The following is a 17,829-nucleotide window of genomic DNA, read 5'->3' as shown; positions in this document are numbered from 1 at the left end:
TCATGATAGGCATTAAATTGTGAATAAATTATTTATATATATCCTTATTATTTTTTTGATTTCATGCGGCTCAAATAAAGATATAAAAGTTATTAAATCTGAGCATAAAGCAGATGTTTCTAATCATCATTTAAAATATAAGAGCAAATTGAATTATGAAGTTGGTCGGCTTTTCTTTTAATTGGATCTTCCAATACTTTTTTGAGCAACTATTCACTCTGTGCAAAGTAGTAAGTACTGTTCAGAAGAGTGAAGAAGAATAGTAAATTGTCATGAATGCCATCACTGCTAATAGCAAACATATGTCTTAATAAACGATCGATAATTCTTAAAATGATTTTTCAGTTAGTGATGTAGATACAAGTAATCTAGTTGATACTATAGATGTGTTGGGTGTAACAGAAAGTACGGAGAACATGCTAATGATAGTAAAATGTGCCCATTTAAATTTTGAAGAAAATTTAACATATTAATATTCAAAATAATTGTAGGTGATTTATGAGAGCTCTTAAAATTTTAATTTTAATTCTCGGATTTGGTTTTATTTATACAAATACATACGCAAAAAAAAATGATAGCTGGAGTGATATATCACAGGATTCTATTCAGATGAAATCTCCAGTTGATTTTATAGATTCCTATGGTAGGTATACTGTAATCGGTGTTAATAAAAAAATTAAATTGGTTGATTTTGGAGATATTGAGAAGAACAAAAAAGGATATAATTATACATTGAAAAACTATGGTGTTCAGATCTTAAATGGATCAAATATTTATAATGTGTTTAAAACAACAACTACTTTGAATTCGAGTGTGGATTTTAATTTACTATATCATGATAAGAAAGTTGTTGTTTTTAGAGTTCGAGATAATAGCACTGTTGATTATATAAAAAATCCATTTAAAAGTTTTTTGGTTAATACTTATATTTACAACTTAAATTTAAATAAATTTTCCACTATTCCTGTTTTGAATTCAGAAAGTGATTTAACTGGGAAACAATTGGATTTACTGCAAGGTGATCAATTAATATTTAACTCTAAAAAAGGAACATATACCTATTTGGCAAATATAAAATATGCTAGAAGTGGGAAATTAGGAGTGTACAAAGTTGAATTAAATGATTCTTTAAAATGCATTGCAGCATCTCAAGGTTGCGATAATATAGGGATTTCTTCAGCTGAAATTGAAACCGTTAATAAATAAAAGAGCATGCAATAAAATTTAAAATTTTGAGGTATAATAAAGCCGACTTTCGTCGGCTTTATTTATTTAACCTTCCAATACTTCTTCTAGCAAATCTTCACTCGGTGCAAAGTAATAAGCGCCATCCATTGGTGTCACAAAGTGAAGTAAGCGGTCATGAATGCCATCACCACTGGTGCCAAACATGCGGACCAACATGCTGTCGATAATGCTTAAATCATTGGTATATGCCACAAAGAACAAGCCTTGATCGCCACGGCCATCGCCATAAGGGAGTGAATGACGCAAAATTGCCATTTCTTCACCTTCACCATCTTCTACAACTGTACGTGACACATGCGAGTTTTCAGGCTGTTCATCTTCATCTAACTCAATAGACTCAAGTTTAGTACGGCCAATTACATGCTCTTGCGCATCGACTTTCAGCTTTTTCCATTTATCCAAATTATGCGCATAACGCTGTGCAAAAATAAAAGAGCCATTGGCAAATACGCCAGCATCTTCAGCTAGCAATGCTGTTTCAGCACGATCATCTGGAAATTGCGGATTTTCAGTTCCGTCAATAAAGCCGGTTAAATCACGGCCATCAAAATTGCGGAAGCACACACGTTCATCCAGTACTTCAACTTTATCTTGAATACCATCAAAGAATGCTTGGCTCAGCGCAAAGCAAATATCTGTACGCTGTGCTGCAATATGGATAAATACATCTGCTGGTGCAGCAGGCATATTAAATGAACCAGCAATTGGATCTAATTGTTTAAAACCTACTGGTGTTTCAGTATAAAGCTTTGCCCAAAGCTCAGGACCAAATGCGACAGCTGTTTTAATTTCTGCTTGAGGATGCTGCGTGATCAGGCGGTCACGTGTATCAAATAAATCGTTTAGTTTTTCTTTTAATTCTTCAATGCTTAAATCATTTAAACGAAGAACGATAAAACGCGCATGATCTGAGGGTAGCGGTAAAATAACAGATTGAGCGGTCATGCATGGCTCCTAAAATTTTGAATTTTTGCATAGCTCATTCTATTGTGCCCTATCAACCGTAGAGTGGGTAGCCTAATCACGTATTTTTATTGCTCGATTATCGGCCCATAAAACTGTAAATATCATATAATTGTTTCACTTTTAAAAACAGTACATCAACAATGTCCTTCCAAATCTGGCTGGCTTTTATGCTGGCATGTTGGGTGATTAGTATTTCTCCTGGCGCGGGTGCAATCGCATCTATGTCGAGCGGTCTAAACTATGGCTTTAAACATGGCTATTGGAATGCGCTGGGCTTGCAAGTTGCGTTATTAGTGCAAATAGGCATTGTGGCTGCAGGGGCAGGGGTACTTTTTGCAACTACACCTTGGGCATTTTTGCTTGTGAAATGGTTTGGTGTTTTATATTTGCTGTATTTGGCTTATCTACAGTGGACTGCACCTACACAGTCTATTGATATTCAAAATGATTTACCCAATAAATCACGCGGTAAATTGGTGTTATACGGTTTCTTTGTCAATATGAGCAATCCTAAAGCGATTGTTTTTTTATTGGCAGTTTTACCTCAATTTATCGATTTAACCCAACCGCAGTGGCCACAATATAGCATTATGGCCATGACCATGATTAGTATCGATTTGATCGTGATGGCTGGCTATACCGGTTTAGCTGCCAAAGTATTAAGACTCTTAAAATCACCCAAGCAACAAAAGTATATGAATCGGACTTTTGCTGTGTTGTTTAGCTGCGCAGCTAGTTTACTCAGCTTGGTACATCAATGATTTATACGCCTATGCTTTAAAGATAAGGTCTTGTTACTGTATAGATTGAGCTGATATATTTGAGGTTTATTGAATAAAATAAGTAGAAAAAACAATGTCTACAGGACTTTGGATCTTAATTTATATTTTATATTGCATCCTGACAAAATGGATTATATCGTGGGGCGGTGCAGCCTATATTCAGGGCTGGAAAACATGGTTTTTCTTTAGCTCCTCTCAATCTGAAGAATGGAGCAAAGACCAAGTGATTATGATGGCATGGTTCTTTTGGATAGGCTTTTCCATCTTATTTTTGATTGGGTTGTTTAATCCAGAATTTCGCTTCTATAAATTAAAAAATAGCCTTTAATACAATCATGCTCATGCGTCATTTTTTGATTCTTCAAGTAGCATATAAATCAAATCTAATTCAGGGCAGCCATATCCCATGCTGGTAAGCGCGGCAGTTATTTGTCCACGGTGATGTGTACTATGATTAAACACATGTTGCAAAGTGGGTGCAAAAGGTAGGCAGATCGAATGTCCGGCTGAGCTTATGTAATTTAATTGACTACTCAGGCGTAAAGGGTCCAACTGGTCTAAAAAATGAAGCCAATTTTCAGCACGCCAGTTGAGTTCATCAATAAGAGGCTGACGTTCTGTATGCACAATATGATGAAGCGCTAGTTGAGTCGAGTAACCATTTTGAAAGCGAGGAAACCATAAATAGTGCTCGCCAACCAATAAATGATTTAATGTTCCCAAAATACTTTTAAAAAATAAGCCACAATCTTTATAAAAGTCATCATCTGATATGTGATTTAAACAGGCATATAAGCGTTGGTTGGCCCAAATGTTATAGCGAGCAAGTAACTGAAAATCAGTAATGTCCATGAGCGGTGAAGTTTGTATTTTGAATAAATAGAGTTATAGCCTTTATATAGGTATAAAAAAACTGCCCGAAAGCAGTTTTTTTAGATTTAAGCTTAGGCGATTTTTTTTATTTTCTGCATCGCAAAAATAAGTGCAAATAATATCGACATGGTCAGCACAATGCTCAGACCTGTTGAGATGTTTAAACCCGCACTCGACCATAAGCCGACAGTCACCCCAACTTGCGCTATTCCAAATGCCCAAATCACCATCTGTTTAGGTGAGTGTGCGAGTAAACGTGCCGTAAGGGCAGGGATCACCAAGAGTGCTCCCATTAATAACGAGCCGACAGCACGTAAGGCCAATACGGTAAATAAAGCCAGTAACAACATAAAAATCAGGCGTTGCCATTTTGCATTAACACCTTCACTGACTGCCATGTCTGGATCAATCGCAATTTGGATTTGTGCTTGCCAATGCTTGAATAACACCACCAAAGCCAAACTAATCACAACTGCAAATACAGGTAAATCTGACCAGCCAATGGTCAGTAGGTCGCCAAATAAATAGCTGAGTAATTCTGGACGTAAGCTCGGCAGGTGTTGAATGAACAAAAGCCCCGAACAAAGTAGTGTCGCAGAACATAGAGCGAGTAGGGCATCATTGGGTAAGCGCGGATCATGCAAAACCCATAAAATTCCGACCAACATCATTGCCAATAAAGCCACACCAACCCAAAGGGGTAAACTTAATGCACCTGCAATGGCAACACCTAATAAAGTGCCATGCGCCATCGTGTCTGCAAAAAAGGACATACGACGCCACAGCATCAAACATCCGAGTGGTGCGGTTAAAAACACCAAAAGCGTGCCCATCATCCATGCGGGTAAAAGCAGTTGTAGCCATTCCATCATGGGTTATGCCTCAGGTTCAGGGTGAATATGTGGGCGCGCATCATGCTGACAAGGCGTTGCTGCATCACCATGGGCGCAGTGATCATGATGATGTTGATAGAACACACGGTTGTTGCCAAAGATCGCTTGATATTCAGGATGTTGTTGCACATTCTCAGGGAGACCGCTACAGCAAATATGCTTGTTTAAACATACAACTCGATGTGTTCCTTGCATCACCCATTGTAGGTCATGAGAGACCATTAACACTGCACAGCCATATTTAGCAGGTAAACTCCGTACATAGTCATAGAGTTCTGCTTCGGATTGAATATCTAAGCCTTGCATCGGTTCATCTAAAACCAATACATCAGGACGACGTAAGAGCGCACGTGCGAGTAACACCCGTTGACGTTCACCACCTGAGAGCTGTTGAACTTTGGACTGTTGTAACTTGGCGATGCCTGTATCCCGAATAATCTCTTGCTTGGTGGTAGCGTCACATTTTTCTAAAGCAAGTAGGTCGCAAACACGCAAGGGGAGGCTATGAGAGGGGTTAAATTTTTGGGGTACATAGGAAAATTTTAACTTGGGCTGTGTATGAATCTTGCCTGAGTTCGGTTGAATAATCCCTAAAAGTACTTTAATTAAGGTCGATTTTCCTGCGCCATTGGGACCAATTAAGGTCACAATTTCACCCTGATGCAAGGTGAAATCGACATGTTTTAAAATATCGCGTTCATCAATGCGAACAGAAACTTGATTGAGCTCTGCCAGAATAGCTGGGCTTAATGTTGAAGACGACACTGCTGACAAAGTCCTGAAATTTCAATAATGCTGTGGTGAGCAGTAAATTCGTCCGATGCTGACAATTGCTCTAATTGGTGAAGTAGACCTTGAGCAGATGCTTCTTTAACGACTTTACATTGGGTGCAAATTAAAAAAGCAGCTTGATGTCCTTCACGTGGATGACAGCAGGGGATATAGGCATTAATTGACGTAAGACGGTGAATTAAGCCTTTTTCTAATAAAAAATCTAGGGTGCGATAAACCGTTGGTGGGGCAGCAGGCCGGTCTGATTCACTTTTTATTTTGGCCAATAAATCATAAGCGCCCATTGGTGCAGTCGCATTTAAAATCAGTTCCAACACTTCCTTACGCAAAGGGGTGAGGCGTGCACCAGTAGAAGCACATAATTGTTCAGCTTCAGCCAGACGTTGTGCAACGTTATGGTGGTCATGAACGCCATGTAGTGCATTGTGATGTTCGTGTGAACAAGTGCTCATAGCTACCCTCAAGTGCAAAACTGAAAATTGAAAAAGACATTAAATCTTAACATGAAGCGCATCAACTTACGATCAGGCGTAGGTATTTTTACAATTTTGTTATATTATAACACTTCTGATTTTATGTAGTCTCCCTCATGTCCCGTTTCCTTGCATTTTGTGCGGTTGCACTTTTTAGTTCGATGAGCTGGGCTCAAGGCCTAGTCGTATCAACACACCCAATTTATTTGATTGCAAAGGAAGTCACACAAGGGGTAGAGGAGCCAACCTTATTATTAGAAAACCAAACAGGTCATGATGTCAGCTTAACGCCAGCACACCGTAAAATTGTACAAGATGCAGAATTGGTGCTTTGGTTAGGTAAGGCACATGAAGCGCCCTTAGAAAAACTACTTGCCAATAATGATCGAAGTATTGCGATACTCGATTCAGGCATAGTCACCACTTTTCCGCTACGAAATCCACGTGGACAGGCATTGCCGAATACGGTTGATACGCATGTATGGTTAGAGCCAAATAACGCTGTACGTATCGGCTTTTTTATTGCGGCACTACGTTCACAGCAGAAGCCTGCCAATCGTGAAAAATATTGGGCCAATGCCCGTAATTTTGCACATGAAATGCTTTTGAATGCGCAACGTTTAAACAAAAGTGCTAAGGCTCAACCGTATTGGGCCTATCATGATGCTTATCAATACCTCGAACGTTCACTCAATTTAAAATTTTCGGGTGCAATGACCGATGATCCACATATTGCGCCAACACTTGCACAAATCAAATTTCTAAACGATAGCCGACCACAAAGCAAAATGTGCTTACTAGCGGAAGGCCATGCCAGTAAAAATCAATACCAAAAGCTGGGTGCGACAGTGTTTGAGGCTGTAGATGAAAGCATGGCTGGTCAGAATGATTTCTTGCTCGCCTGGAAGCAACTTGCAGAACAAACACAAAATTGTGTGCTAAATGCACGAAAATGATGCAAAAAATAATCAGTTATTGATTAGATTAAAAGCGGATTATTGATTGAAAAAAACCAGACTTAGGTCGGGAAAAGATTGCATGTTCAAGGGTGTAACTCTATAATGCCTGCGATTAAAAATAATCATCAGCTAAACTTGTCAAGCATAATTGCTGTGAGTGTACAAAAAATGAGCCGAACTAGTCGCTTGATTGATCGACGATTAGCGAAAGCTTTAGTCATCTTACAAGCAGTAATGATTCCTGTTTCAGCCTTGATTGGGTGGGTCCTCAAAGACTCTACTGCGGCATTGAGTGCAGCCTTGGGTGCACTGGTCTGCTGGCTGGCTAGCTGCTACTTTACGTGGCAGTCTTTTAGAGCTGCTGGCGCCCGCGCAACCAAGCAGGTGCTGTCCAACATGTATCGTGGCATGATGGGCAAGTTTGCAATAGTGATTGTTGGATTCATTTTGATTTTGAGCAATGTAAAGCCACTGTCACCGGCCGCATTGTTTTGTGGTTTTATCCTCGTTCAAGCCATGTCGTGGGTTGCGCCTTTTTGGGCGTCACGTCTACAGAAACGAGTTTAAGCGCAGTAGAAATTGAAAAGTTTTTTCAGGAATTAACGAGATATCAAGCAGCACGCGATATTCGTTACTTCCATTAGTTTTTTGACATTGACCAGGTGTGATTTATGGCTGCTGAAGAACATGCCCTTACTTCGACCGAGTATATCAAGCACCACTTGACCAATATGACCTATGGCAAAATGCCAGACGGTACATGGAAGTTGGCTGAGACTGGCGCTGAAGCTCAACAGATGGGGTTCACTGCTATTCACTTGGATTCAATGGGTTGGTCGATCGGCCTTGGTATTATTTTCTGTTTGTTGTTCTGGATTGTAGCGAAAGCTGCAAACGCTGGTGTTCCAACCAAGTTCCAGTCTGCAATCGAAATGATTATCGAGTTTGTTGACTCAAGTGTCCGCGACACATTCCATGGCAAATCACGTTTGATTGCGCCTTTAGCTTTGACCATCTTCGTGTGGATTTTCCTCATGAACTTGATGGACTTGATCCCTGTTGACTGGATTCCTTATACAGCTCAACTGATCGGCGCGAATGTGTTTGGTATGGACCCTCACCACGTTTACTTCAAAATCGTTCCATCTACTGATCCTAACATTACCCTTGGTATGGCATTATCAGTATTTGCGTTAACTATTTTCTATAGTATCCGTGAAAAAGGTCTAGTCGGATTTGGTGCAGAATTTGCGCTTAACCCATTTAACCCAAGTAACCCAGTTTTAAAAGCTATCCTGATTCCAGTAAACATTTTACTTGAATTGGTAACTTTTATTGCACGTCCAATCTCATTGGCTCTTCGACTGTTCGGTAACATGTATGCAGGTGAGTTAATCTTCATCTTAATCGCATTACTACCGTTCTGGATCCAGTGGGCGTTGTCTGTGCCTTGGGCGATCTTCCATATTCTCGTTATTACGTTACAAGCATTCATTTTCATGATGTTGACTATCGTATATATGAGTATGGCTAGCGAAAAGCATTAATGGTATTGCCTGACTATCGAAGATAGTTGGGCGCACAATTTTTTAATTTAATTTGGTATAAACCTAACCTCTGAGGAATTATCATGGAACTCACTTTAGGTCTAGTTGCAATTGCATCTGCTATCTTGATCGCTTTCGGTGCTTTAGGTACTGCGATTGGTTTTGGTCTTCTAGGCGGCCGTTTCTTAGAAGCTGTTGCTCGTCAACCAGAATTGGCTCCACAACTTCAAACTCGTATGTTCTTAATCGCGGGTCTTCTTGATGCTGTGCCTATGATCGGTGTTGGTATTGGCTTGTTCTTCATCTTCGCTAATCCATTTGTAGGTTAATCAGCTTAATTCCTAAATTAAACTATTGAGGAATAGCAATGAATATCAACCTCACATTGATTGGCCAAGCGATTGCATTTGCGATTTTTGTCGCATTCTGCATGAAGTTTGTATGGCCACCACTAATCAATGCGATTAGTGAGCGTCAGCGTAAAATCGCTGATGGCTTAAACGCGGCTGAAAAAGCAAAAGCTGACCTTGCGGATGCGCAAGCTCAAGTGAAAGCTGAATTAGACGCTGCTAAAGCACAAGCGGCTCAATTGATCGAACAAGCGAACCGTCGCGCTGCACAATTGGTAGAAGAAGCTCGCACTCAAGCATCTGCTGAAGGTGAACGTATTCGTCAACAAGCGAAAGAAGCTGTTGATACAGATATCAATGCTGCACGCGAAGAATTACGTCAACATGTTGCTGCTCTTGCAGTTACTGGTGCAGAGAAAATTCTGAACCAACAAGTTGATGCAGAAGCTCACAATGCCATGCTGACTCAGCTGGCTGCTAAACTTTAAGAGAGGCAGATTATGGCTGAACTCTTGACGTTGGCACGCCCATATGCAAAAGCAGCATTTGCTTACGCATCTGAGCAAAATGCAGCTGACTCATGGTCAACTGCGCTTGAATTGCTCAGTGCTACAGTACAAGACGAAGCATTTTCAGCTTACTTAAATCGTCCTGAGCTTACTCCTGCACAGCAGGTGTCTGTTTTGGCAAAAGTTTTAGGTGAAGACCAAACTGCAGCAGTGTCAAACTTTTTGACATTGCTTGCTGAAAACAACCGTTTGGTACTTCTTCCTGAGATTGCTGCGGAATTTGAACAGCTCAAATCACAGAATAACAATACTGTGGATGTTGTGATTGAATCAGCATTCCCATTGACTTCTGTACAGGAACAATTACTTACACATGCATTAGAGAAGAAATTCGAAGCAGCTGTAAATGTGACTGTTGAAGTGAAACCAGAGTTAATTGCTGGTGTAGTTATTCGTGCAGGCGACCAAGTGATAGATGATTCTGCGCTTAATAAGCTTGAAAAAATGCGGACTCGTCTTCTAGCGTAATTATTTTAAAAATTACTGCGTAAGAAGACTGAACTTACATAAAGATTGAGGTATAGCGCAATGCAACAACTGAATCCATCCGAGATCAGTGCGCTCATTAAACAGCGTATCGGCGATCTGGACACCAGCGCAACCGCTAAAAACGAAGGTACCATTGTTATGGTATCTGACGGTATTGTGCGCATTCACGGTCTTGCTGATGCAATGTACGGTGAAATGATCGAATTCGACGGCGGCCTTTACGGTATGGCACTGAACCTAGAACAGGATTCAGTGGGCGTCGTTGTTTTAGGTAACTACTTAAGCCTTCAAGAAGGTCAAAAAGCTCGTTGCACAGGTCGTGTATTAGAAGTTCCGGTTGGTCCAGAACTTTTAGGCCGTGTAGTAGATGCTTTGGGTAACCCAATTGACGGTAAAGGCCCAATTGATGCAAAACTTACTGATGCTGTTGAAAAAGTAGCACCAGGCGTAATTTGGCGTCAATCAGTGGATGAACCTGTACAAACTGGTTATAAATCAGTAGATACAATGATTCCAGTAGGCCGTGGTCAGCGTGAGTTGATCATTGGTGACCGTCAAACTGGTAAAACAGCTATGGCGATCGATGCGATCATCGCTCAGAAAAACTCTGGCATTAAATGTGTATACGTAGCAGTTGGTCAAAAACAATCAACTATCGCTAACGTTGTACGTAAGCTAGAAGAAACTGGCGCTATGGCGTATACAACTGTTGTAGCAGCAGCGGCAGCGGATCCAGCAGCAATGCTTTTCCTTGCTCCTTACTCAGGCTGTACAATGGGCGAATACTTCCGTGACCGCGGTGAAGACGCACTTATCATTTACGATGATTTGTCTAAGCAAGCAGTTGCTTACCGTCAAATTTCATTGTTATTACGTCGTCCACCAGGTCGTGAAGCGTACCCAGGTGACGTATTCTATCTTCACTCTCGTCTTCTTGAACGTGCTTCGCGCGTTTCTGCTGACTACGTTGAGAAATTCACGAATGGTGAAGTTAAAGGCCAAACTGGTTCTTTGACTGCATTGCCAATCATTGAAACTCAAGCGGGTGACGTATCTGCATTCGTACCAACGAACGTAATTTCGATTACTGATGGTCAGATCTTCCTTGAAACATCATTATTCAACGCAGGTATTCGTCCTGCTGTGAACGCGGGTATCTCTGTATCTCGTGTTGGTGGTTCTGCGCAAACTAAGATCATCAAAAAATTGTCTGGCGGTATCCGTACTGCACTTGCACAATACCGTGAATTGGCAGCGTTTGCTCAGTTCGCTTCTGACCTTGACGAAGCAACTCGTAAGCAATTAGAACACGGTCAACGTGTTACTGAGTTAATGAAGCAAAAACAATATGCTCCTTACTCAATCGCTGACCAAGCTGTATCAGTATATGCATCTAACGAAGGTTATATGACTGACGTTGACGTTAAGAAAATCGTAGACTTTGACGCTGCGCTTATTTCTTACTTCCGTTCAGAACATGCTGCGTTAATGCAAAAAATCGATGAAACTGGTGATTACAACAAAGACATCGAAGCTGAATTTAAAGCAGGTATTGAGAAGTTCAAAGCGACTCAAACTTACTAATATTCAACTGAGTTGGATTTAGTTCTGGTTTGGTTCACGGAATCAACCTTCGAGGGCTCGAAAGGGCCTTCGAATACTAGGTTAAGCGTATGGCAAATTTAAAAGAAATTCGCGCCAAAGTAGCTAGTATCAAAAGCACGCAGAAAATTACTCGCGCGATGCAAATGGTAGCAGCTTCTAAGATGCGTCGTGCGCAAGAGCGCATGGCTCAAGGCCGTCCGTATGCCGAAAATATGCACCGTGTAATTGCTCATTTGGTACAAGCGAACCCTGAATACAAACACCGTTATATGGTTGAACGCCCAGTTAAGCGCGTTGGCTATATCATTGTGTCATCAGATCGCGGCCTTGCTGGTGGTTTGAACATTAACTTGTTCAAAAAAGTGGTAAAACACGTACAACAGCAACAAGAGCAGTCAATTGAAGTTCAATTTGCTTTGATTGGTCAAAAAGCGGTTTCGTTTTTTAAAAACTACGGCGGTAAAGTGCTTGGTGCGACTACGAATGTAGGCGATACACCGAGTCTTGAACAGTTATCTGGTTCTGTACAGGTGATGTTAGATGCATTTGATAAAGGCGAGTTAGATCGTATTTATCTAGTGTCTAACGGCTTTGTCAACGCCATGACTCAAAACCAAAAAATCGAACAACTTGTTCCTTTAGCTGCTGCTGAAGAAGACAAGACTCTTAACCGTCAATACGGTTGGGATTACTTATACGAGCCAGAAGCTGAAGAGCTTTTAAATGGCTTGTTGGTTCGTTACATTGAGTCTGTGGTGTATCAAGGTGTGATTGAAAACATCGCGTGTGAGCAGTCTGCTCGTATGGTTGCAATGAAAGCTGCAACTGATAACGCTGGTGAAATCATCAAGAGCCTACAACTTATTTATAACAAGCTGCGTCAAGCCGCGATTACTCAGGAAATTTCTGAGATCGTTGGTGGTGCCGCTGCCGTTTAACATTATTTTGAATTGAGGAGACAGCAATGACTGGCGGTCGTATCATTCAGATCATCGGCGCGGTAATCGACGTCGAGTTTGAACGCAACAGCGTTCCTAAGATCTATGACGCTCTACAAGTTGATGGCACTGAAACTACATTAGAAGTTCAGCAACAACTTGGTGATGGCGTAGTTCGTACTATTGCAATGGGTTCTACTGAAGGCCTTAAGCGTGGTTTGAACGTAACGAATACTAACGCGCCTATCTCTGTACCAGTTGGTACAGCGACTCTTGGCCGTATCATGGACGTTCTTGGTCGCCCGATCGACGAAGCTGGTCCTGTTGCGACTGAAGCGCGTTTACCAATTCACCGTCAAGCGCCTTCTTATGCAGAACAAGCGGCTTCTACTGACCTTTTAGAAACTGGTATTAAAGTAATTGACTTACTTTGCCCGTTCGCTAAAGGTGGTAAAGTTGGTCTGTTCGGTGGTGCCGGTGTTGGTAAAACTGTAAACATGATGGAGTTGATCAACAACATCGCGAAAGCTCACTCAGGTTTATCTGTGTTTGCTGGTGTTGGTGAGCGTACTCGTGAAGGTAATGACTTCTATCACGAAATGAAAGACTCTAACGTTCTAGACAAAGTAGCAATGGTCTACGGTCAGATGAACGAGCCACCAGGTAACCGTTTACGCGTAGCGTTGACTGGTCTTACTATGGCTGAGTACTTCCGTGATGAGAAAGACGAAAACGGTAAAGGCCGTGACGTATTATTGTTCGTAGACAACATCTACCGTTATACACTTGCGGGTACTGAAGTATCAGCATTGTTAGGTCGTATGCCGTCTGCTGTAGGTTACCAACCAACTCTTGCAGAAGAGATGGGTGTTCTACAAGAACGTATTACTTCTACTAAGTCTGGTTCTATTACGTCAATTCAAGCGGTATACGTACCTGCCGATGACTTAACAGATCCATCGCCTGCGACTACCTTCGCTCACTTGGACGCAACTGTAGTATTGAGCCGTGACATCGCATCTTCTGGTATTTACCCAGCGATCGATCCACTTGACTCAACTTCACGTCAGTTAGATCCACTTGTAGTTGGCCAAGAGCATTACGAAATCGCTCGTTCAGTTCAAAACGTTCTTCAACGTTATAAAGAATTGAAAGACATTATCGCAATTCTTGGTATGGACGAATTGGCAGAAGAAGACAAACTTACTGTATACCGTGCACGTAAGATCCAACGTTTCTTCTCTCAACCGTTCCACGTAGCTGAAGTATTTACTGGCGCGCCTGGTAAATTAGTATCTCTTAAAGACACAATCCGTGGCTTTAAAGGTCTTTTAGCTGGTGAATACGACCATATCCCAGAACAAGCGTTCTACATGGTTGGTGGTATTGACGAAGTTATTGCTAAAGCTGAGAAACTTTAATTAGTGACCTAATTTAGGAGATTCTCATGGCGACTATGCAGTGTGATGTTGTAAGTGTTCAAGAGTCTTTGTACTCTGGCACTGTAACGATGCTAATTGCTAAAGGTGCTGGTGGTGAGTTAGGTATTATGCCTGGCCATGCGCCACTAGTAACTTTACTTAAGCCGGGCGCGATCCGCGTTCTGCTTGAGAATGGTACAGAAGAGTTAATCTATGTATCTGGTGGTGTTCTAGAAGTTCAACCGCACGTTGTTACGGTTCTTGCAGATACTGCAATCCGTGCCGACAACTTAGATGAAGCTGCAATTCTTGAAGCGCGTAAAAACGCTGAAAACTTGCTAGCAAATCAAAAGAGCGATTTGGACGCTGCTGCTGCTTTGGCTGCTCTTGCAGAAACTGCTGCTCAGTTGGAAACAATCCGCAAAATCAAAAACCGCGCTCAATAAGACGCAGTTTGAGATTGAAGAAACCGTCCGAAAGGGCGGTTTTTTTTGCTATAAATTAAATGTTTATCTAAAGCTTTAAGGTTATTTTTTATGGCTAAAGTTGCATATATTTTATGCAATAATTGGAGTATGTTCGGTCAATTATTTAGCATCTAAGTAGCACAGTATGAATTTGATTGCGTATGAAGCTCAAAGTTGGGAACTGTATCGAGATGATGAACGCTATTATCTCAGTATTGCGATGGATATGAGCTCCGTAGTGTCTTGTTGGGATTTAGTTTTGAACCAAGATGAAATACAAGCTTATGAACACCGTGGTCGTGTCAGTATTCAGGAATTGGCAAAGCGAATGATTGAGCAGGCCTACAAAGGCGATTTCAGCAATATGGAAAGCCGTTTAGCGAAACCGTATGAGCGTTATGCTATGCAAAGTGCATATAAAATTTGGCAGGGTAGCCAAAAAGTTGATTAATCAAACATAGGTATTACTGAAAATTCACCATTGCCAATAATCTTCAACTTAAAAATTTGACTAAAGCCTTCATCGAGTTTGGGTATTTCAAGCTTCTTATAAGTTGCTCGAACGCCAACTTCAGGAATATTGGCTTTACCTTCGCGGTGGCGATTACGTTCTAAAGTGCTGTTTAAATCGGTTTCAAAATAATAAGAAATCACTTCAAAGCCAGCATCTTTGGCCCGTTGAATATAACGTGCCCGGTCTGTTTTGGTTGGGTTGGTATTATCAATGACCATTTGGGTTTGAGAGGCTAAACCAGCTTCAAAAATGATATTTTCTCGATGCCGTGTTTTCAGCATATCCAAGTTAATACGCAAATGGCTATGGGCTAAATTTAGTAAATAGAAACTCGATTTACCTGCTGCTTGTACACCCGTAAAAATAATCAGTTGCATCGAATCGTACTTTAGCCATGAACAAAAAATAATTAAATCATGCCAACCGTATAGACACAATCTTCGTAAAATTCATTTAGAAAGTGGTGACTTAACGTATTCGCTATCTATTACAATAGATAGAACACAGATGATAACTAAAAGAGTCGCCATGCAACAGCTTGAAGGAATTGAATATCGGCAATTTGCACAGAGTGAGCTGCATTATATTCAGGTATCTAATGCATTTTGTGAGGCAAAAATTGCATTGCAAGGTGGACAGATTCTTGAGTTTTATTCAAAAATGCAGCAACGCCACTTGTTGTGGTTGTCTGAGCTGAATCAATATGTTGTTGCGAAAGCCATTCGAGGTGGGATTCCACTCTGTTTTCCATGGTTTGGTGCACATGAAACTGAACAGGACTTTCCTGCACATGGTTTTGCTCGAAATTTAACATGGCAGTGTCAAGATATTGTGATGGATGACTTTGGTCATCATATTACTTTGCAGCTAAGTGATAGTGAACAGAGTAGAAAATACTGGAATTATGCGTTTAACTTGCAAATGGTGATCCATTGCGAAGAGGTATTAAGACTCGAGTTTAAATTACAGAATTTAGATCATCAGGCCTTTGATTTTGCGTTCGCATGGCATAGTTATTTCCCTGCACAGATCACTGGGGCCAGAATTACGGGTCTTGAAGGACAATTTTATATTGATCAGTTGGATCAGAATCAGATAAAGCATCAAACTGAACATGCCATTAAGTTTGATGCAGAATTAGATCGAGTTTATCCTTTAACGAAGATGAATTTTGTATTAGAACAAAGTCCGCAAACTTATATCAATATACAAAGTACCGCGCAAAGTGCAGTAATTTGGAATCCTTGGGTGGACAAAGCAAAACGCATGGCCGATGTTGCAGATGAGGCATGGCGTGATTTTGTATGTATTGAATGTGGTCAAATGGCATCGGCAAAACAATGCTTAAACGCAGGTGCAAGTATTCAGTTTGAACTTACAATCAGCGGCGCATAACTGGTGCTCAGATACGGGATGTGATGTTTTTTTCTGCATTATGGTCATTTGGGATATATTAATGCAGAATTTACTATTAAAAAATAGAATAAAAATATGAAAACATATTGTTATAAAGCTTTATTTTTATTGATTATTTGTACTTTTTTGAGTGCATGTCAAACAGTGCGGTATGTAACGAAACCTAATTATCCAACCGAAGCATCGTTGGTGGCCAATGCTTACGATAATGGGCTCAGTACTGAGTTAGACATGCCTTACTTACAAGTCTACTTTAATTTAAAACAGGCTTACCAACGCTGTGTGGCGTTTAGTACTGATCAAGCCTTGGTATTTACAGATAATCGCTTAGAACAAGAGATTGAGTTGGGTACATTATTTGCTAAAACTGAGCATGGTGAATTTCTACAAAAAACCTTGGTTGAAGGTTTGGGGCAAAATAAAACCCGAATCAGTCTATTTTTGCCCAAACAGTATAAATTTGCCAAACAGCGCTTTAAGCAGGATATCGTACGCGCCAGAGGTCAAGACAAAGCCTGTAATTTAGGTGTCGTGATTCCAATTCAAGCTTAAGATTGTTCTGGAAACTCTTTGCGTTGGCCACCATCATAACTGGCAAAGCGAGCTTGCTCACGTGAAAAAACAGGTGCTGGGCTAGGCCAAGGCCATTCACCAAAATGTGTTGCGCGGTAGCGACGAAATGCGTCATCTAACTCCTGATTTGTATTTAGTACAAATGGGCCACGCATTGCGACAGGTGCACCAATAGGTTCACCTTCAAGCCATAAAATCCGTGCTTCAACTTCGCCTGCTTGGAGTTGAATATTCACATCGGGTTTTAGTTCAGCCAAATGTTTATGCTGAATTTGGGTCTTGGCTAATTCGAGGGTATCGCCTTGATAGAAATAGGCAAATCGCGTAGCGGTTGCTGTTGTTGCTGGAATGGTTAATGTGGCATGCGGGGCAAGGGTAATGAGATAAATATTCACTTTGTTTTCTGGTGCTGCTGCCCATGAGTGTGGTGGTCGTGAAATCGCTTCAGTACCTTGGTATTGCCCAGATATGACACGAATATCAGTGTCTCGGCCTTGGTCATCTTTTGCGCTTACATGCGGAATATGCTCGCGCCAAAACATTTTATAGTCTGCAGGTTGTTGTTTTTGCTCGGGTGAAGAATTAAACCAAATTTGAAATAATTCAAAGGGATTGTCTCGGTCTTCATTGAGTAGCGGAAACATTTCGCAGTGTTCAACGCCATTGCCTGTACTGAGCCACTGTACATCGCCAGCGCCATAACGCCCACCATTGCCCAAAGAGTCGAAGTGATCGACAAAGCCTTGCTCTACCAAGGTAATGGTTTCAAATCCTGTATGCGGGTGCTCTGGAAAGCCGGCCGGGGACAGTATCACCATAATACATATGGCTCTAGACTAGCAAAATGATTATGTTAGTCTAGAATCATGATAGAAAACAGTAAATTAAGTCACTACAAGATTAAAAAAATTATTCAATGCTTTTGTGTTGATATTCCTGCTTCCAAAACAGCCT

22 protein-coding genes and 2 pseudogenes are annotated in these 17,829 nt (G+C 41.0%); 17 read left to right on the top strand and 7 right to left on the bottom strand.

The features are described 5' to 3' along the window. Positions 1-498: 498 nt before the first annotated feature. Positions 499-1,206 (top strand): hypothetical protein, encoded by a 708-nt coding sequence (locus tag HYG93_RS08925; protein ID WP_120364773.1) that lies wholly within the window; start codon positions 499-501, stop codon positions 1,204-1,206. 66 nt (positions 1,207-1,272) lie between these two features. On the opposite strand, the gene HYG93_RS08920 is transcribed toward HYG93_RS08925, so the two are convergent. Continuing rightward, a complete protein-coding gene (locus HYG93_RS08920) occupies positions 1,273-2,193 on the bottom strand; it encodes a Dyp-type peroxidase (RefSeq protein WP_120364772.1) in 921 nt (306 codons plus the stop codon). A gap of 161 nt (positions 2,194-2,354) precedes the next feature. Here HYG93_RS08920 and HYG93_RS08915 point away from each other — a divergent pair, with 161 nt between their 5' ends. Both HYG93_RS08915 and HYG93_RS08910 read left to right on the top strand, forming a co-directional pair. After that, a complete protein-coding gene (locus tag HYG93_RS08915; RefSeq protein ID WP_117007813.1) occupies positions 2,355-2,975 on the top strand; it encodes a LysE family transporter in 621 nt (206 codons plus the stop codon). A gap of 94 nt (positions 2,976-3,069) precedes the next feature. Next, entirely contained in the window at positions 3,070-3,324 is a 255-nt protein-coding gene (locus HYG93_RS08910; protein WP_120364771.1) for a hypothetical protein, read from the top strand. Positions 3,325-3,335: 11 nt separating this feature from the next. Here the strand turns inward: HYG93_RS08910 and HYG93_RS08905 are convergent, their stop codons facing one another. The 4 genes from HYG93_RS08905 to HYG93_RS08890 all read right to left on the bottom strand — a co-directional run bounded on the left by HYG93_RS08905 (position 3,336) and on the right by HYG93_RS08890 (position 6,006). Continuing rightward, complete coding sequence (locus tag HYG93_RS08905; RefSeq protein ID WP_117007814.1) at positions 3,336-3,848, bottom strand: DinB family protein; 513 nt, start codon at positions 3,846-3,848, stop codon at positions 3,336-3,338. 92 nt (positions 3,849-3,940) lie between these two features. Continuing rightward, entirely contained in the window at positions 3,941-4,741 is an 801-nt protein-coding gene (gene znuB, locus HYG93_RS08900; RefSeq protein WP_120364770.1) for a zinc ABC transporter permease subunit ZnuB, read from the bottom strand. A gap of 3 nt (positions 4,742-4,744) precedes the next feature. Beyond that, positions 4,745-5,527: a zinc ABC transporter ATP-binding protein ZnuC gene (znuC, locus tag HYG93_RS08895; RefSeq protein WP_106985305.1), complete on the bottom strand. Its 783-nt coding sequence runs from the start codon at positions 5,525-5,527 to the stop codon at positions 4,745-4,747. Beyond that, positions 5,509-6,006 carry a transcriptional repressor gene (locus tag HYG93_RS08890; protein WP_106985306.1) on the bottom strand — a complete coding sequence of 166 codons (498 nt, stop codon included), beginning with the start codon at positions 6,004-6,006 and terminating at the stop codon, positions 5,509-5,511. Before HYG93_RS08890 ends, znuC begins: the two co-directional genes overlap by 19 nt. 137 nt (positions 6,007-6,143) lie before the next feature. Here HYG93_RS08890 and HYG93_RS08885 point away from each other — a divergent pair, with 137 nt between their 5' ends. From HYG93_RS08885 to HYG93_RS08835, 11 genes are all read left to right on the top strand, one after another. Beyond that, a complete protein-coding gene (locus tag HYG93_RS08885) occupies positions 6,144-6,983 on the top strand; it encodes a metal ABC transporter solute-binding protein, Zn/Mn family (protein WP_106985307.1) in 840 nt (279 codons plus the stop codon). A gap of 171 nt (positions 6,984-7,154) precedes the next feature. Next, the gene (locus HYG93_RS08880; protein ID WP_106985339.1) at positions 7,155-7,553 is read left to right on the top strand and encodes an ATP synthase subunit I; all 399 of its coding nucleotides are present in this window, start codon (positions 7,155-7,157) and stop codon (positions 7,551-7,553) included. A 104-nt stretch (positions 7,554-7,657) separates the two neighbouring features. After that, positions 7,658-8,533 (top strand): F0F1 ATP synthase subunit A, encoded by an 876-nt coding sequence (gene atpB, locus HYG93_RS08875; RefSeq protein ID WP_106985308.1) that lies wholly within the window; start codon positions 7,658-7,660, stop codon positions 8,531-8,533. A gap of 83 nt (positions 8,534-8,616) precedes the next feature. Beyond that, a complete protein-coding gene (gene atpE / locus HYG93_RS08870) occupies positions 8,617-8,862 on the top strand; it encodes a F0F1 ATP synthase subunit C (protein ID WP_000424060.1) in 246 nt (81 codons plus the stop codon). Between the two features lie 38 nt (positions 8,863-8,900). Further along, a complete protein-coding gene (locus tag HYG93_RS08865) occupies positions 8,901-9,371 on the top strand; it encodes a F0F1 ATP synthase subunit B (protein ID WP_106985309.1) in 471 nt (156 codons plus the stop codon). A 12-nt stretch (positions 9,372-9,383) separates the two neighbouring features. Continuing rightward, positions 9,384-9,920 (top strand): F0F1 ATP synthase subunit delta, encoded by a 537-nt coding sequence (locus tag HYG93_RS08860; protein ID WP_106985310.1) that lies wholly within the window; start codon positions 9,384-9,386, stop codon positions 9,918-9,920. 60 nt (positions 9,921-9,980) lie between these two features. Beyond that, complete coding sequence (gene atpA / locus HYG93_RS08855; protein ID WP_117007815.1) at positions 9,981-11,525, top strand: F0F1 ATP synthase subunit alpha; 1,545 nt, start codon at positions 9,981-9,983, stop codon at positions 11,523-11,525. Positions 11,526-11,614: 89 nt separating this feature from the next. Next, positions 11,615-12,484 carry a F0F1 ATP synthase subunit gamma gene (atpG, locus tag HYG93_RS08850; protein ID WP_106985312.1) on the top strand — a complete coding sequence of 290 codons (870 nt, stop codon included), beginning with the start codon at positions 11,615-11,617 and terminating at the stop codon, positions 12,482-12,484. A 26-nt stretch (positions 12,485-12,510) separates the two neighbouring features. After that, complete coding sequence (gene atpD, locus HYG93_RS08845; RefSeq protein ID WP_106985313.1) at positions 12,511-13,905, top strand: F0F1 ATP synthase subunit beta; 1,395 nt, start codon at positions 12,511-12,513, stop codon at positions 13,903-13,905. Between the two features lie 26 nt (positions 13,906-13,931). Further along, positions 13,932-14,351, top strand: coding sequence for a F0F1 ATP synthase subunit epsilon (locus tag HYG93_RS08840; protein ID WP_120364769.1), 420 nt, complete (start codon positions 13,932-13,934; stop codon positions 14,349-14,351). A gap of 166 nt (positions 14,352-14,517) precedes the next feature. Then, positions 14,518-14,823, top strand: a complete 306-nt coding sequence (locus HYG93_RS08835) for a hypothetical protein (RefSeq protein ID WP_106985315.1) — start codon at positions 14,518-14,520, stop codon at positions 14,821-14,823. On the opposite strand, the gene HYG93_RS08830 is transcribed toward HYG93_RS08835, so the two are convergent. Beyond that, positions 14,820-15,263: an AAA family ATPase gene (locus tag HYG93_RS08830; protein ID WP_120364768.1), complete on the bottom strand. Its 444-nt coding sequence runs from the start codon at positions 15,261-15,263 to the stop codon at positions 14,820-14,822. The two genes, HYG93_RS08835 and HYG93_RS08830, sit on opposite strands and share 4 nt — an antisense overlap. Before the next feature lie 151 nt (positions 15,264-15,414). Between HYG93_RS08830 and HYG93_RS08825 the strand changes: the two genes are divergently transcribed. Further along, the gene (locus HYG93_RS08825; RefSeq protein ID WP_165382498.1) at positions 15,415-16,281 is read left to right on the top strand and encodes a D-hexose-6-phosphate mutarotase; all 867 of its coding nucleotides are present in this window, start codon (positions 15,415-15,417) and stop codon (positions 16,279-16,281) included. 165 nt (positions 16,282-16,446) lie between these two features. Next, the gene (locus HYG93_RS08820) at positions 16,447-16,854 is read left to right on the top strand and encodes a hypothetical protein (protein ID WP_322898996.1); all 408 of its coding nucleotides are present in this window, start codon (positions 16,447-16,449) and stop codon (positions 16,852-16,854) included. Here the strand turns inward: HYG93_RS08820 and HYG93_RS08815 are convergent. Further along, positions 16,851-17,700, bottom strand: a pseudogene (locus tag HYG93_RS08815) (pirin family protein); the annotation flags it as partial. The gene HYG93_RS08820 and the pseudogene HYG93_RS08815 sit on opposite strands and share 4 nt — an antisense overlap. Positions 17,701-17,741: 41 nt before the next feature. Between HYG93_RS08815 and HYG93_RS08810 the strand changes: the two are divergent. Further along, a pseudogene (locus tag HYG93_RS08810) lies at positions 17,742-17,829 on the top strand (IS1595 family transposase); the annotation flags it as partial.

The sequence above is a fragment of the Acinetobacter sp. SwsAc6 genome (assembly GCF_013391565.1).
Lineage (GTDB): Bacteria > Pseudomonadota > Gammaproteobacteria > Pseudomonadales > Moraxellaceae > Acinetobacter > Acinetobacter cumulans.
The sequence above is the reverse complement of the archived record's forward strand: the minus strand, read 5'-3'. Positions and strand labels throughout refer to the sequence as shown.